This is a genomic window from Herpetosiphonaceae bacterium (assembly GCA_036374795.1).
GTDB lineage: Bacteria > Chloroflexota > Chloroflexia > Chloroflexales > Kallotenuaceae > LB3-1.
Window position 1 is genome coordinate 12,496 of record DASUTC010000070.1, and the last position, 15,288, is coordinate 27,783.

Annotated in this window: 12 protein-coding genes and 1 riboswitch; of the genes, 2 read left to right on the forward strand and 10 right to left on the reverse strand. The window is 64.2% G+C overall.

Going from position 1 to position 15,288, the window contains the following annotated elements; genetic code table 11:
• Window positions 1–53 precede the first annotated feature (53 nt).
• From trpS to VFZ66_04865, 4 genes are all read right to left on the reverse strand, one after another.
• On the reverse strand, window positions 54–1,067 hold the full coding sequence (trpS, locus tag VFZ66_04850) for a tryptophan--tRNA ligase (protein HEX6288495.1): 1,014 nt from the start codon (window positions 1,065–1,067) through the stop codon (window positions 54–56).
• Window positions 1,068–1,088: 21 nt separating this feature from the next.
• Entirely contained in the window at window positions 1,089–1,868 is a 780-nt protein-coding gene (locus tag VFZ66_04855) for an SDR family NAD(P)-dependent oxidoreductase (protein HEX6288496.1), read from the reverse strand.
• Window positions 1,865–2,644: a sugar phosphate isomerase/epimerase family protein gene (locus VFZ66_04860; protein ID HEX6288497.1), complete on the reverse strand. Its 780-nt coding sequence runs from the start codon at window positions 2,642–2,644 to the stop codon at window positions 1,865–1,867. Before VFZ66_04860 ends, VFZ66_04855 begins: the two co-directional genes overlap by 4 nt.
• A gap of 1,041 nt (window positions 2,645–3,685) precedes the next feature.
• Window positions 3,686–4,189, reverse strand: a complete 504-nt coding sequence (locus tag VFZ66_04865; GenBank protein ID HEX6288498.1) for an acyl-CoA thioesterase — start codon at window positions 4,187–4,189, stop codon at window positions 3,686–3,688.
• 475 nt (window positions 4,190–4,664) lie between these two features.
• Here VFZ66_04865 and VFZ66_04870 point away from each other — a divergent pair, with 475 nt between their 5' ends.
• Window positions 4,665–8,078, forward strand: a complete 3,414-nt coding sequence (locus VFZ66_04870; protein HEX6288499.1) for a PAS domain S-box protein — start codon at window positions 4,665–4,667, stop codon at window positions 8,076–8,078.
• Between the two features lie 73 nt (window positions 8,079–8,151).
• Here VFZ66_04870 and VFZ66_04875 read toward each other — a convergent pair whose 3' ends face one another.
• From VFZ66_04875 to VFZ66_04900, 6 genes are all read right to left on the reverse strand, one after another.
• Window positions 8,152–9,894 (reverse strand): ATP-binding cassette domain-containing protein, encoded by a 1,743-nt coding sequence (locus VFZ66_04875; GenBank protein HEX6288500.1) that lies wholly within the window; start codon window positions 9,892–9,894, stop codon window positions 8,152–8,154.
• On the reverse strand, window positions 9,891–10,460 hold the full coding sequence (locus VFZ66_04880) for an NUDIX hydrolase (protein ID HEX6288501.1): 570 nt from the start codon (window positions 10,458–10,460) through the stop codon (window positions 9,891–9,893). The genes VFZ66_04875 and VFZ66_04880 overlap by 4 nt, the downstream gene beginning before the upstream one ends.
• 69 nt (window positions 10,461–10,529) lie before the next feature.
• Window positions 10,530–11,624 (reverse strand): energy-coupling factor transporter transmembrane component T, encoded by a 1,095-nt coding sequence (locus tag VFZ66_04885; GenBank protein ID HEX6288502.1) that lies wholly within the window; start codon window positions 11,622–11,624, stop codon window positions 10,530–10,532.
• A 107-nt stretch (window positions 11,625–11,731) separates the two neighbouring features.
• Window positions 11,732–12,370, reverse strand: a complete 639-nt coding sequence (locus VFZ66_04890) for a histidine phosphatase family protein (protein ID HEX6288503.1) — start codon at window positions 12,368–12,370, stop codon at window positions 11,732–11,734.
• The gene (locus VFZ66_04895; protein ID HEX6288504.1) at window positions 12,367–13,272 is read right to left on the reverse strand and encodes a PT domain-containing protein; all 906 of its coding nucleotides are present in this window, start codon (window positions 13,270–13,272) and stop codon (window positions 12,367–12,369) included. Before VFZ66_04895 ends, VFZ66_04890 begins: the two co-directional genes overlap by 4 nt.
• Before the next feature lie 114 nt (window positions 13,273–13,386).
• Window positions 13,387–14,601, reverse strand: coding sequence for a prenyltransferase/squalene oxidase repeat-containing protein (locus VFZ66_04900; protein HEX6288505.1), 1,215 nt, complete (start codon window positions 14,599–14,601; stop codon window positions 13,387–13,389).
• A 99-nt stretch (window positions 14,602–14,700) separates the two neighbouring features.
• Window positions 14,701–14,867: riboswitch (cobalamin riboswitch) on the reverse strand.
• Window positions 14,868–14,998: 131 nt separating this feature from the next.
• Between VFZ66_04900 and VFZ66_04905 the strand changes: the two genes are divergently transcribed.
• Window positions 14,999–15,286, forward strand: a complete 288-nt coding sequence (locus tag VFZ66_04905) for a hypothetical protein (protein HEX6288506.1) — start codon at window positions 14,999–15,001, stop codon at window positions 15,284–15,286.
• Window positions 15,287–15,288: the final 2 nt, after the last annotated feature.

Sequence of the window (15,288 nt, forward strand, 5' to 3'; positions counted from 1 at the left end):
CAAAGAACAAAGGTTTTAAGCTTCGGTTCTTTGTTCTTTGTTCTTTGTTCTCGCTAGTCCCGATAATACGTCAGGCCCATCGCCTCTTCGACCATCTCGATCGTCTCGCTGGCAACGGCGCGCATCCGCGCATTGCCCGCGTGCAGCACCTCCTCGACGATGCCGGGCCGGGCCGCAAACTCGGCGCGTCGCTCGCGGATCGGGTCGAGAAAGTTATTGATCGCGGCGGCCAGCTTGCGCTTGACCTCGACATCGCCGACCTTGCCCTGGCGGTAGCGATCTTTCAGATCGTCGACCTCGGCGGTGTTGGGATTGAACGCATCGTGGTAGATGAAGACCGGGTTGCCCTCGACGCGACCGGGAATATCGGCGCGAACACGGTTCGGATCGGTGTACATGCCGCGCACCTTCTGCTCGACGGTCTTGGCATCATCGGAGAGCAGGATCGAGTTGTTGAGGCTCTTGCTCATCTTGGCCTGGCCGTCTGTGCCCACGAGCGTGCCGACCTCGCTCTCGACATACTCCGGCTCCGGGAAGACCTCGCCATAGACGTTGTTGAAGCGCCGCGCGATCTCGCGGGTCAGCTCGATATGCGCCGCCTGATCGCGGCCCACGGGCACGGCCTCGGCGCGCGGCAGCAGAATATCGCCGGACTGAAGCACGGGGTAGCCCAGCAGGCCGAACGGCAGTTGATCTTCTTCGATATGGGCATTGCGCGCCATGTCCTTGATCGACGGAATACGGCTCAGACGCGGCACCGTCACCAGCATCTCAAAGATCAGATTGAGCTGATAGATCTCTTTGACCGCCGACTGGACATAGATCGTGCTGCGCTGCGGATCGATGCCCAGCGCCAGCTCGTCCAGCACCATCTCGTGGATGTTGCCGCGAATCTCGGCGACATCGGCCTTGGACGATTTGGTCGTCAGCACGTGCAGATCGGCGATCAGGAAGAAGCATTCGTACTGATCTTGCAGGCGCAGACGGTTGGCGTAGGTGCCGACATAGTGCCCGATATGCAATTTGCCGGTCGGGCGCGTGCCCGTCAGGAGTCTTCGTTTCGTCATGGGTGCTACTCCTTTAGTCTTTCACGATGTAGATTTTCTGTCTCGGCGGTCGGGCTGTGGAACAGCCTGCCGCGCGACGATCCGGTCGAGCAGCCAGGGCGTAAGCTTGGCGATGTAGGCGAGCGGCGCGTAGTACCACGGAACGAAGATCTTGCGGCGTGGCCGACGGATCGCGGCGACGATCGCCCGCGCGACTACTTCCGGTCCCGGCATCGGCACGTTGATGCCCTCGGTCAGCGGCGTGCGGATATAGCCGGGCGCGATCAGCACCACCGCGATGTTGTACCGGCGCAGCTCACGCGCCAGCGAGTCGTTGAGGCCGCGCAGGCCGAACTTGGTGCCGGAGTAGAGGCCGCTCACGCCGATCTCGCCCGCGACCGAGCCAATGTTGATGATCGCGCCGCCGCCCTGCCGCCGCATATGCGGCACGACCGCCTGGATGCAGCGCGCGGGTGCCAGCAGGTTGATCGTGACGATCTTGACCAGATCCGCGTCGTCGCTGGCGACAACATCGGTGCCATCGCCGATGCCCGCGTTGTTGATCAGCACATCGACGCGGCCATAGGTGTCGATCGTCGTCTGGACCAGCCGGTCGATCTCGTCGCGGCGCGCCACGTCGGTTGGAACCGCCAACGCCCGACCACCAGCGCGCTCGATCTCGTCCGCGAGCGCTCGAAGCTGATCGGCGCGACGCGCAGCCAGCACAACGGTCGCGCCGTGCCGCGCGAGCTCGTGGGCGGTCACAGCGCCGATGCCGCTGGACGCGCCGGTGATGAGCACGATCCGATCGCGGATATTCATGGCTGCTCCTTCACGACCTGCCACAGACGGCGCAGCCGCGTCGCATTCTCCAAAATGTAGGATCGGTCGGGCGTGAAGATCTCCAGTGTGATCGTGCCGTCGTAGCCGTGGCGCTGCAATAGCTCGATCTGCTCCCGCCAGTCGATGTCGCCGACGCCGAGCGGCAGGTGATCGTCGTGGGTTCGTCGATTGTCTGAGATGTGGACATGCACCAGTTTGTCGGCGTGCGCCTTGAGAAAATCCTCGGTTTTCTCGCCCTTGACATTCGCGTGGGCAACGTCCAGATGAAAGCGCAGATCGGGATGCGCATCCAGCAGGACGCGAAACGCCTTAGGATGATTCATCGTGTTGACCACGTTTTCGATCATCACGGTGAGGCCATACTGCCGCGCTTCCTCCGCCAGCCGCGCAAACGACTCGGCGTTCCAGCGGAGCGTGTCGTCGTAGGTAAAGCCGTTGAGGCCGCGATCGACATGGACGTTGACGTAGTGCGCTCCCAGCCGCGCGAACGGCTCGAAGGTTACGCGCACCGCCTCGATCGCCCCGGCTCGCACCTGCGGTACCGGCGAGCCAAACGGCAGATACCACGCGGTGTGCCCGACGATGCCGAGTCCCGTATGTTCGAGCACGGCCTTGAGCGCGGCGACATCCACCTGCTCGGCGGCGGCGGCGGGGCCTTCCATCGTCAGATCGATAAATTCAAAGCCGTTCTTTGCGGCCCAGCGCGTCTCTGTCACTGGATCGACCGCCGGATCGTTCATCATCCCGACCTGCATTACAACTCCTTAGTCGAACAAAGGACCGAAGGAACCAAGAACAGGTGCCCTCTGGGGACACAGAGAGCTAAGAACAAGCGAACAAGGGACGAGAGAACAACATTGAACTCGGCACTTTGAGCTTTGAACTCGAAACTCAGATAATTTTGATTTCACGAGCCTCACCGGCGATCAAAAAAGCCTCCCGCCCCCGAAGGGACGAGAGGCGATGATCTCTCGCGGTACCACCCTTGTTCGTCGCGGCTTGCGCCGCCGACGCGCTCTACAGGTACGGCAGACAGATGTTGTCTGCGATACCTAGCGCCCTGATAACGGTGGCGTTTCCGGTGGCTGCTACTGACGATACCACAGCCAAGAACAACAAATTGCTCGCCGTTCTTTGGTTTGCTGTATCGCGTTCGTTCCACGACTCATGGGACCATTCACCGCGCTCGTACGTACTGGCCTCGCACCATCTGCCAGCTCGCTGCACGCCGTGGCACGGCTACTCTTCCCAATCGACGTCGTTTGCTCGTTGGATTGAGCCAAAGTATAGCATGCGCGATCTGCCGAGTCAACGAGTGCTCGCCGGTCGGATTGACACCGAGCGAAGAACCAAGAACCAAGAACAGCGGACGGGTTTGCTGCGGTCGGCGCATCGATCGAGCAGCAGCTTGATTTTGTGCGCGCGGCGCTGCCGTTGCTGGTCAAGGCGCTCTTCTCGCATACCACCGCCGTGCCCGCACCCGCGCCGCACCGACCGCTGCGAAAGTCGTCGCTTCAGTCCGCCTGACGATCGACGACCCGCGATGCCGATGGGCGAGGCACTCCGCCATCGCCCCATGAGTTGCCTCTTGATTGAAAAGCCAATTGCTATCGCTTGACAGATAACGGATAATAGAAACGGAACAGGCACGCCACTTGTCCCGATTTGCATCGGTGTGCTGCGCGTCTTGCGAAGGGCACATGATCACGGAACGGGGTCGGCTGCCGGGCGCATGAGCCGCTATCAGCCGAGAACATGCGTGGAGACTACCCCAACTACCACAGCCGGACGCCCGCCTAGCCTTCTCGATCGCGTTCTGCGGCTCGTCGTTGCTGAATATGCTGACGAATCTCCGCGCCACGCTCCCAGTCGCGGCGCTCTTCATCGGTGATGATCAAGAGCGGCGGCACAGGCTGCGGCCTGCCCTGCTCGTCGATCGAAACGAACGAGTAGTATCCGGTGGTGCAGCGCTCGCGCTCACCTGTCAGCGGACGCTCGGCATAGATGTCGATCCGCACGATCAGCGAGGTCCGGCCCGTATGGATCACGCGCGCGAACGCCTCGATAATGTCGCCAAGCCGAATCGGCGTGCGAAAATCGATCCGCTCGGTACTGGCGGTGACAACCGGCTGGCGGCTAAAACGGATCGCCGCGATCGCTGCCGTTTTGTCCATCATCGCCAGCACATCGCCGCCGAACATAGTACCGTGGGTATTCGTATTGCTCGGTAGAACAATCTCCGCCGTCGAAACACGCACCGTAGGACGCGGCTCGAAGGTAACTTTAGCGCTAGTACTCATTGAAGGTTCCTTCTAGGAGGATTGGCTTCCTACCCTGCATAGAACGCCAACCAGTTTTCTGTACAATGGCATTATCCACTATTGTACGCGCTAACCAAAGTCCTACACAGTAAAGCGAGCCCTGAAATTGATGCTGGTGAGTAATCACATCGATAATCCGCTCGGCGTAGTTGAGTCGTTACTCGCGAGCCTGCAGTGGGCAACACTCCTGGTCGACACAACAGGCCGAATCTGGGCAGCTAATTCTTCCGCGCATACCCTCCTATCAGAGCCGCCCGGTACCCTTATCCAAGAGCCGCTCTTCGACTACGTTACAGCGGAGTCGTCCGGCAAGCTGCGTGAGCTGCTGGACACCCCTTACGTTGGCGCGTACACATCGGTACCGCTATCGCTCAAGGACCGCTCACGGCAGACACTTGCATGCACGGCGTATAAGATAGCGCTACCGCTCACGAATCAGGCGTTATGTGCCGTCGTGCTGACCACACAGGACCAGCAGCCGCAGGAGCTTATTCAAGCGCTCACCATCGCATCGTCGGCGGGCCTTGAGGCACAGGATACGACCGACTTTTTTTCCTGCCTTCAGCAATCGTTCGCGCCGCTGCATCTCGATGTGCATATTGTGCTGCTGGATCCGCAACAGTACAATGTCAACTGGATCTATACCAGCATCGAGGCGGTCGTGCTGCAAAGCATCGAGCGTCATCTGGGGCTGCAACTCCGTGATCTCTTTGGGTCGTCGCTGCCGCCGCTCGATACGCTGACCGAGCCGGTCGTCGTCGCGGCGAATGTGCCAGGCTGGGGCGATGCCAACGAGCATGCCGCGCTGTGCCATACGGTCGCCAGCCTGCTGTGGTGTCATCGCTATGTCGCGATCCCGCTCTCAGCGCACAAGCACGTCTTTGGCGCGCTGATCATATCCGGGATCAGTCTTGAGATTAGCGATAGCACGCTGCTCAAGCCGTTTGGGCAGCTCTTTGGGCTGGCCCTGGACCGGCTGTGGCAGCAGGCGTATTTTGTTTCCGAGCGCGCCTCCACCAGCTTGCTGCTCAAGGCCGGTCGGGCGATCACCGAGGTGACGGCGCTGGATGAGGTGCTGCGGGTCATCTGCGATCAAGCGCTGATCCTGACGGGCGGTATAACCGCCGCGCTCTGGCAGCCCGATGTCGATGGCACGTCGATGCGCTGCATCATGGCGGTCGGCGCGTTTGCCGATCGACTCTTGGAGTATCGTACCGCGATGGATGCCGGGCTGGTTGGGCGCGTCTTTCGGGAGCAGCAATCGCTGATCGTCGATGATATGCTGCAAGAGCCGGTGGTCGATCCGATCATCAAAAGCATCAGCAAGGCGCATAGCGCGATCTTCCAGGCGCTTCAGATCCAGGGCCGCTCGGTGGGCGTGCTCGCGGTGGGCCATCGAGTGCCCGGCTACTTCGGGCGCGCGCAGCTTGAGGTGCTTGAGCAGTACAGCGTCAACGCGGCGGTAGCGATCGAAAACGCGCGGCTGCACGAATCGATTCGACGCTCGGAAGAGCGGTACCGCTCGCTGTTCCAGAATGCGCTGGATCTGGTGATCACGCTCGATCTTCAAGGCCGCATCATTTCCTGGAATCGCGCGGCGCTCTCGTTCCTGGGCCTGTCGCTTGCGGATGTGCATGAGGGCACCGTCAATTTCTATGATCTGCTGCTGCCGGGCACGGCGGACTGGCTGCGGTTCATGCAGGAGCGCACGCTGCAAGGCTACCAGCCGAATCCCACCGAGTTTGAAATTCGGCGCTCCGATGGCTCGCTGGCGGTGGTCGAAGTGACCATGCAGCTCTTCGTCGAGCGCGGACAACCGTCGGGCGTGTACATCATCGGGCGCGACATGACCGAGCGCCAGCGCCAGCAGCGCGCGCTGACCGATCAGGTCGCTCAGCTTACGGCGCTGCATAAGCTCAGCATCGCGCTCAGCTCCTCGCTCGATCGCAGCGTGATCCTGCAAGAGGCCGCCGAGGCCATCGCGCACGCGCGGCAGTTCGACTGTGTGATCATCCATCTGATCCATGCCAATAACCAGTTTCTCGATCTGGTCGCTGCGGTGGGGCTGGATGCCGCGAAGAGCGCCGCCATTCAGCGTGCCGAGGCCGGATCTGCGCTGTGGAACGTCTGGCAGAGCGGGCAGCCGCGAGTGGTGACGACGCAGGATCTCTCGCCTGAGGTTCGTCCGATCTTCGAGCAGATGGGCATCGTCTCGCATACCTACGTGCCGCTGATCAGCACCAGCGGCACCTATGGGGTGCTGGAGATCGGGCGGAGCGGCAGCACGCCGTTCGGCGAGGGCGAGTTTCAGGTGTTGCAGACGATGGCAACGCAGATCGCGCGCGCGCTCGAAAATATCGCCCTATACGCGGCGGTCGAGTCCAGCGCGGCGCGCTACCGCGATCTCTTCGAGAACGCCAACGATCTGGTCGGCACGATGACGATCCACGGCCAGATGCTCACGCTGAATCGAGCCGCGCTCCGTTTCTTCGGCTACGCTCCCGGCGATCTGGCGCATCTCTCGCTGCGCGATCTGCTGCCGTCCGCCTCCGTTCAATCCGTCGAGGAGGTGCTTGAGCTGATCTTGCAGAGCGCGAAGCCGTCGGACACGCATGAGCTGGAGGTGGTGCGGCGCGACGGCTCGTGCGCGATCCTCGAAATGCGCTCACGGCTGGTGTTCGAGGGCGAGACGCCGACGACGATCCATTTCATCGCGCGGGATATTACCGAGCGGCAGCAGCTTGAATCGCAGGTGCGGCAGGGCGAGAAACTGGCGGCGCTCGGCCAGCTGGTGGCGGGCGCGGCTCACGAGCTGAACAACCCGCTCGCGGTGGTGCTGGGCATGTCGCAGTTGCTGCTGCGCAATCCGCTGGCCGCCGATCTGATCGAGGATATTCGCGACATCGAGGCCGCCGCACAGCGCGCGAAGCATATCGTCAACCAGATGTTGACGTTCGCGCGGGCACAGCAAGATGTGCGCGGGCCGATCGATGTGGCGCTGCTGATCGATCGGGTGGTGCTGAATCTGCGCCGCAATCTCCAGATCAACGATATTCGTGTCGATGTGCATGTCCAGCCGCAGCTTCCGCCGATCTGGGCCGATGCCTACCAGATCGAGCAGGTGCTGGATAACCTGCTCAACAACGCGATCCATGCCCTGGCTGTGCATCCGCACCACCCGCGCTGCATTACGATCACCGCCACGGCGCGCGAGCCGCTGATCCGCCTGACTGTCGCCGATAACGGCCCCGGCATTCCCGTGAATAATCTTCCGCGCATCTTCGACCCGTTTTTTACGACCAAAGAGCTGGGCCACGGTACGGGCCTGGGCCTGTCGCTGGTCTACGGCATCATCAACAAGCATGGCGGTACGATCAAGGCAGAGAGCGTAGCCGGGCAGGGCGCGACCTTCCTGATCGATCTGCCGATGAGCCAGGCCAAGGCGCAGCAGCCTGTGGCGCCGGTGAAGAATACGCCCAAGCATAGCTCGATCCTGGTTGTGGAAGACGAGGTAGACGTGCGCATGATTCTGGAGCGCGCGCTGACCCAGCACGGCTATGATGTCGATGCCGTCGATAGCGCTGAGGCCGCTCTGAGCAGCACCGCCACCAAGCGCTACGATCTGGTGATCTCCGATCTACGCATGCCGGGCATGAACGGCAATGAGCTGTTCGAGCGCGTTCATGCCGCGCAGCCGCAGCTCAACTGGGTCTTCATCACCGGCGATACGATGACCGCCAGCAGCGAGGCGTTTCTGAAGCAGAGCGGCATGCCGTTTCTCGCCAAGCCGTTTACGCTTGAAGAGCTGTGGGATGCCGTGGCGTCGAGTATTTTGAACGAGCGTCAGCAGCCCTCGCAGGCGGCCTAGCGGGGGCGGAAGAACAGGCGAACAAACCAAGAACAGAGAGCAGAGAACAGAAAGCTCGAAGCCCGAAGCCAAACTAGCTCCCAGGATCCGATCTGGCGCGCGGTGCTGGCTGGCGTATCCCGCGCAGGGCCTCGTCGACGGTCAGCCAGGGCCGGTGGCGAAACAGCTTGCCGATCTGCGACGAAAAAATCAGCGAGTCGTTGAGCAAGACCTGCGGTGCTCCCGCCACGATCACCTCACCCTCTCCCAGCAGCACCACCCGATCCGCGCAGGCCGCGACCAGCTCCACGTCGTGTGTCACCAGCGCGATGCCGCGACCGTCCCGGCTCAGTTGTTCCAGCAGCGCGATCAGCAGCGCCTTGTTGCGATAGTCCAGGCCGCGCGTCGGCTCGTCCAGCAGCAGGATCGTCGGCTCGGCTACCAGGATCGTCGCCAGGGCAGCCCGCTGCTGCTCGCCGCCGCTGATCTCGCGCGGGTGCGCCGTCGCCAGGTGTTGCAGGTCGAGCAGCGCCAGCGTCCGCTCGATGCGCTCGGCGATAGCGCGATCGTCCAGACTCTTGCCGTGGCTGCGGCGCTGCCAGAGCGTCCAGCGCAGCTCGTCGCCGACCGTCTCCTGAAAGAGCAGCGCGCGCGGGTCTTGCGGCACGTAGCCGATCAGCTTTGCACGCTCCTCGGTGGGCAGCGCGGTGATCGGTCGTCCGCCGACCGCGATCGAGCCGCGTGAGGCCGCGACCAGCCCCATGATCGCGCGCAGCAGCGTCGTCTTGCCCGATCCGTTGCGGCCCATGATCGCCACAAGCTCGCCTCCGCCGATCTCCAGCGAAACCTGATGCAGCACATCGCGGCCTGCCAGCTCGACGCTCAGGTTGTCGATGCGCAGCGCGGCTGGCTCGGCTCGCTCTGGTACAGCCCGTCGTCGCGTGACGAAGCCGCCGCGCGGTCGCTGGTGCCCTGACGATTCGATCGCCGTGGCCTGTGGCGCGGTCGTCGCCGCTGCCTGGTCGAGATCCTGCGCCAGCACAAAGCGCCGCCCCTCTTTGATCGTCAGCGGCAGCGGCTCCCAGCCCAGCGCCCGGCTGAGCTGCACCAGTGGCGGCGCAAGCTCGCTGCGGGCCAGAATCGCGCGCGGCGTGTCCATGATCACAGTCGGCGGCTGCTCCGGCTGACGCTCGAAGACGAGCAGGCGGTCGGCGTACTGCACCACGCGCTCCAGACGATGCTCGCTCAAAACGATCGTCAGGCCCAGGTCGGCGTTCAGCTTTTGCAGCGCGGTCAGCACCTCCTCGGCGGTATGCGGATCAAGCTGTGATGTGGGCTCGTCCAGCACCAGCACATGCGGCTGCATCGCCAGCACCGAGGCAATCGCCACCCGCTGCCGCTCGCCGCCGGAGAGCGTCGTGATCCGCCTGCGGCGCAGATGCGCGATCTCAAGCTGATCGAGCACCTCCTCGACGCGCCGCCGCATCACCTGCGGCTCCAGCCCCAGGTTTTCCATGCCGAAGACCAGCTCATCCTCGACGACCTCGACGACCATCTGGGCTTCGGGATCTTGAAAGACGAAGCCGACGATGCCCGCCAGATCGCGCGGCTCGACTGAGCGGGTATCGTATCCGGCGACGCGCACGCGGCCACCGAAGCGACCGCCGTAGAAGTGCGGCACCAGGCCGTTGAGACAGCGCAGAAACGTCGATTTGCCCGTGCCCGACGCGCCGGCGACCAGCACGAAGTCGCCCTCGGCGATCGTCAGCGATACGTCGTGCAGCACCGGCTGAGCAGCGTTCGGGTAGCTGTAGGAAACGTGCTCGAACTGAATCATGCCTGCGTCGAGCGCTCCAGCAGATACCAGCAGAGCGGCAGGACCGAGTAGGTGTTGCGAATCTTGCCGCTCTTGAGCAGCTCCGGCAGCTCGTCGATCGGGACCAGATGCGGCTCAAGCTCCTCGTGCTCGTCCCAGGCGGTCGGATCGGTTTCGGTCGCGCCCTCGGCCAGCACCGCCGTGAAGTGGTTGGTCATAAAGGCCGGGTTGGAGTCGGTCTGGCCCAGGATACGAAACGATCGCGCCGTGTAGCCGGTTTCCTCGCGCAGCTCACGGGCCGCCGCTTCTTCGGGCGTTTCGCCAGGCTCGATCAGGCCGCCGGGCGTCTCAAGCGAGATCGTTCCGGTGCCGTGGCGGTACTGCGCCACCAGCAGCACCTTGCCGTCGGGCGTTACCGGTAGGATGTTGACCCAGTCGGGACTTTCGAGCACGTAGAAGTCCGCGCGCCGATCGCCGTCGGGAATGTGGCTGTAGTCGTGGCGGACCTTGAAGATTCGACAGTCGACGACGTGCTCGCTGCGGTCGATCTGCCAGGTGGGAATGTTATGCTCCGTGTTGTCGTTCATCAATTGCCTCGTGTTTGACTAGCGCAGAATCAACGAGCGTATTCGGAAAACGTCGCATGCGATTCTGGGTTAGAGAGGGGAATCTTTGGGGGACTCCCCCAAATCCCCGGCCTGATGGCGCACTAAATAGATGAGCGCTGGCGTGCTGAGTAGCAACAATAGCGCCCCGGTCGTCGGATCGAACGACGGCATCCTGGCGCGCGGCAGCGTGGTGTAGATCAGATCGCCGCGATCGAGCAGCCGCAGCGTGGTCATGCCAACGATCACGGCCAGACTTGCCAGCGCGACGAGCGTATCGCGCCGATGCCAGCGCTCGCGCAGGTAGCGTGTGCGACGTGTGCCGCCGCCGATCCAGCGGAGCGCGCCCAGCGCCAGCAGCCCCCCGATCGCCGCTGCGATCCAGCCCTGCCAGCTCCCGGTGAAGCCAATGTAGAGCCCCAGCGCCAGGATCGTCACGCCGACGACGATCGCGCCCTGCACCCAGGCCACGCCAGGTCGCCGCGCGGTCACCCGCCCGTAGCCCCGGCTGTCCATCGCCTCGGCAAGCTGGATCGAGCGCTCAAGGCCGCCCGATAGCAGCGGCACCAGCAGCGGCAGGCCGTCGCGCCAGGTGCGGAAGCGATGGCCGCGCACCCGCTGCGCGTCGCGGATCGCCTGCAACTGCAAGATGACCTGCGGCACGAACGTCAGCGCGATCGTCGTCATCAGGCCCGCGTGGAACAGGAAGCGCGGCGTGCGCCGCAGCAGGCCATAGTGATCGGCGACCGCGTTGAACGCGCCGAAGACCAGGATCAGCGCCCAGAGCCGGATGCCGGAGACGAGGCCGCCGAGCAGCATCTCAAGCGTGGCCGTGCCGCCCAGCCGCAGACCGCCCAGCCAGAGCGGCAGCTCGATCTCCGGCAGCGTCGCCAGCGGCGTCGCGCCATACGAGAAGCCGCCGACCGGGATCATGCTCAGCAGCGTGCGGACGACGACCAGCGCCAGGCCCAGCCGCAGAAAGAGGCCGAACGCACGCCCGACCGGACTTTCGGTGTGGCAGCTCTGCGCGATCAGCACCGCCTGTGCCATGATCAGCAGGTTGAGCAGCGGATTGGTCGAGATCGCGACGACGCCCGCGATCAGCCAGAGCAGCCAGACGAGGCTGTGAAGCTCTGCCGCTGGCACAGCCGCGCGCGTCGGTCTGCTCCGCGTTGTCTTGGTGCGCGCCATGGCTCAGCGCAGCCCGTGATCATTCGACGGCACGATCGTCGTGAGCGTTGCGTGGTGGATCTTCATCGTCGGCCCGCCAGCGGCGGGACTTCGTTGATCACGCGGGTGATCGTGCCCGACGGGTAGAGATCCAGGTTGGTGATGCCGCCCAGGTCGATCCGCCACTGCCAGGAGCGCTCGAACGGCAGCCTGAGCAGCGCGCACAGCAGCAGTTGGATCGGCGTGGCGTGCGTGACGATCAAGATCCGCTGGCCGTTATACTCGCGCAGTGCGGCGTCCCATGCGGCCTCGACGCGCGTCCACAGATCGGCGGTACACTCGCCGCCATGCGCGCGGCTGTGCCAGGGATCGGCGAAGCGCGCACGGCTCTGCGCCTGGTATCGCGCGAAAACCTCGGCGTAGGTCAGGCCCTCCCAATCGCCATGATCGGACTCGCGCCAGCGCTCATCGAGCACGATGCCCGGCGTGCGCGGCTGCCGCTCGGCGACAGCGCGCGCCAGATCGTCGGTGCGGGCCAATCCCGACGTGATGATCGCCCGGAACTGGATCCGGCGTAAGCGCCGGGCCACGGCCTCTGCCCGCGCCTGTCCGAACGCGGTCAGCGGTCGATCGCTGCGGCTCTGATAGCGCTGGGCCTTGTTCCAATCGGTCTGGGGGTGGCGCACCAGCCACACGTCGGTATGGCGCGTGACACCGATCACTGCTGGCGTCTCCAGCGCGCAACTCCGATCGCGCCCAGCAGCCCGGCCAGCATCGCGCCAAAGACGAGATAGCTGCCCAGATTCGCGGATGACGGCTCCGGCTGCGCCGCGCTCGTCGGCGTCGGTGTCGGCGTGCTGGTGCTCGTCGGCGTCGGCGCGGGCGTGCTGGTGCCGGTCGCGGTGCTTGTCGGCGTGTCGGTCGGCTGCGGCGTCGTGGTCGCGGTGCTGGTCACGGTTGGCGTCGGCGTATCAGTCGGCAGCACAGGCGTGACGGTTGGCGCAGCCGCGACCACAGGCGCGGTCGGTTTTGGGGTGGGCTTTGGTGTAGGCCGCGCGGTTGGTCTGGGCGTTGGTCGTGCCGTCGGGCGCGCGGTTGGCCTGGGCTGAGGCTTAGCGGTCGGCTCCGGCGCTGGTATGGCCGTCGGCTGGATCGCGGGACAGATCTGCTCGAAGGTGACGACCGGCGGCTGCGCTCCGCTCTGGACGTTGCCGCTGCCCCAGGCCCATCCATCGACATCGCCGCTGGCGACACGCCGCGCGCCCGCGCCCTGAGCGGCGTACTGCCAGGCTCCGCCGCTGAGCCGCCAGTAGGCCCAGTACTGGCCCTGCTGCCCGCCGCCGAACTTGCAGAAGCATGGCTCAGCAGGAAACGAGCAGCCATCCCCGCCGATCTTGCAGACCGCGGCATTCCCGCCCGACGTTTGCGCGATCACATCCAGGCCGCTGCGCTGCAACAGCTCGATGCCGCTGATACTCTCGCCTTGGAACGACACGCAGCTTGTGTGGACGCTGCCATCGCTGAATCTGACGACCACGCCCGCGCGGCTCGGACCCTGGCTCTGGATCGGGGCCGGGATGAGCAGGACGAGCAGCGGCAGCAAGAGTATCGGCAGGCGTTTCATACGTTCGATCGTTTCACAAAAAAGGTTGTTTGCAGGCCCTCACCCCCGTCCCCTCGCCCATCGCCATGGGCGAGGGGTGGCGCAGTAGCGACGGGGTGAGGGCCTGCTATCGGCCTAGCCCCGCCGCCGATTGGCAACGAAGCCGGTCAGCAGCGACAGCGCGCCAATCAGCGCCAGGACGGGTGTCAGATCGATCAGGCCGGTATTGGGCAGTTGCGCGGGAATACCGCCGACCGGAGGCGACGACGGCGCGGGCGAACCCGATGGCATCGGCGCGGGCGAACCCGACGGCACGGGCATCGGCGCGGGCGATCCCGACGGCAGCGGCGACGGTGTGCCCGAAGGGCCGGGCACGGGCGAGCCTGCGGGCTGCTCCGGCAGCGCGATGGCGATTCCCTCCAGCGGCAGCGTCCGGCCCACGAGCGCAGGGATCGCCTGGTAGGTCGCGAGCACGTTATCCTCCGGCTGCGCATCCTGGTAGCGGAACGCGCCGCTGGCGTTCTGGAAGGCCATCAATCGCTGCGCGGGCGTCTTGCCCTCCCTGGCCCAGTTGTTAAGATCCTCACCTGCGGCGATCAGCGCCTGGATGCTCAGCGCGGTCGAGTTGGCGTCGCTGGCGTTGCCGTACTGTGAGCTTTGCGAGTACGGAAAGCCGCCGTCCGCGTTCTGCTGCGCGCGATAGTAGGCCACCGCTTTGCCGATCGCGTCGCTGGTATCGCGGGCCGCTTTCAGCGCTTGCACGGCCAGCGCGGTCGTATTGGTATCGCTGCCGGTCGCGGGAGTGCCGTCGAAACTCCAGCCGCCATCCGGTAGTTGCAGCTTCTTCAGCGCCTCCACGGCTTCGGGCCTGGGCGTCTGCCCCGCCGCAACTAGGGCGATCAGCGCGTAGGCATGAGCGGTGACATCTTTGCCGTACTGGGCGGTCTGCTCATTGTAGCCCTTCTGCACATCGACCGTCAGATCCACGCCCTCGGCGGTCGGCGACTGGCCCGCCAGCAGCATCGCGATCACGAACTTCGCGGCCAGGCCAGTATCCTGACCGGCTGCTTTGGCCTGTGCCCGCAGAAAATCGACCGGCGATGCGTTGCCTTTTTTGATCTCGGCGATGTTGACGTTCGCAGCCGACAGCGCAAAGATCGCGTCGGCGGTCGAGCCGGGGCCGAATCCGGCGAACGAGCCGTCTGCCTGCTGCTGGCCGCGAATGTACTCGACAGCCTTATCGATCTCCGGCCTCGGCTGCTGAGCATAGGCCGGGGCATACGGCGCGATCAGCGCCAGCGCCGCCCAGAGATACATCAGCCAGCGTACGATCATCCTCGTGTGAGTCACAGTATCCTCTCCTTTTCTGGCAACAAAAAAACCTTTCCGGGTGGAAAGGCTACGGTACACAGAGCGTGTTGCCGACCACCACCCGTGCCAACGCGGGCGTAGTCGCTCAGCGGCAAGGGTAGGCATTCTGGCTTGCGAGCAGACGATCGGCAGCCTGGCTCAGCCGCTTCGTCTCGTCGTCTCGCTTACAGTAGCGTGGACTGCGCCGGCCTCGCACCGGCTTCCCCTACAAAGACCTGTCTCGGTCCCTTGCGCAAGCGATAAAGTTATGACGCGCATCTTACCATGAAATGAAACGTGTGCAAGCCGTGTGCCGCTGGCGGATGCGCTCGATCGTTCGGGGAATGTCTCTTGCTTGGCCTGGTAGCGTGATATATTCTCGGCGGAAGGAGCGGTTATGACTGATAAACAGGTCGATCCGGCCAACGAGTCGATCAAGCAGGGGCGGCACGAAACCCATACGTACGAGGGCCAGGAAGGCTACGGCGTGAAGTACGAGGATGGGCAGTACCGCGACGGCACCATGCAGGACACGCCGCAGCAGGGGCGCAGCGGCAGCTACGAAACCAATAACCTGGGCGGGTATGGCACCGGGCAGCCCGACGCCGAAGGCCAGACGCATAGCGCCGAGCGTCCGGTTCTGCCACCCGATCCCGAAGCGCAGCAGGGCCAGGGCGGCCAGTAGCA

Coding starts and splice junctions, on each gene's coding strand:
- VFZ66_04865 (HEX6288498.1), bottom strand. CDS start 4,189: ATGAGTACTAGCGCTAAAGTTACCTTCGAGCCGCGTCCTACGGTGCGT.
- VFZ66_04895 (HEX6288504.1), bottom strand. CDS start 13,272: ATGAAACGCCTGCCGATACTCTTGCTGCCGCTGCTCGTCCTGCTCATC.
- VFZ66_04875 (HEX6288500.1), bottom strand. CDS start 9,894: ATGATTCAGTTCGAGCACGTTTCCTACAGCTACCCGAACGCTGCTCAG.
- VFZ66_04860 (HEX6288497.1), bottom strand. CDS start 2,644: ATGCAGGTCGGGATGATGAACGATCCGGCGGTCGATCCAGTGACAGAG.
- VFZ66_04880 (HEX6288501.1), bottom strand. CDS start 10,460: ATGAACGACAACACGGAGCATAACATTCCCACCTGGCAGATCGACCGC.
- trpS (HEX6288495.1), bottom strand. CDS start 1,067: ATGACGAAACGAAGACTCCTGACGGGCACGCGCCCGACCGGCAAATTG.
- VFZ66_04855 (HEX6288496.1), bottom strand. CDS start 1,868: ATGAATATCCGCGATCGGATCGTGCTCATCACCGGCGCGTCCAGCGGC.
- VFZ66_04905 (HEX6288506.1), top strand. CDS start 14,999: ATGACTGATAAACAGGTCGATCCGGCCAACGAGTCGATCAAGCAGGGG.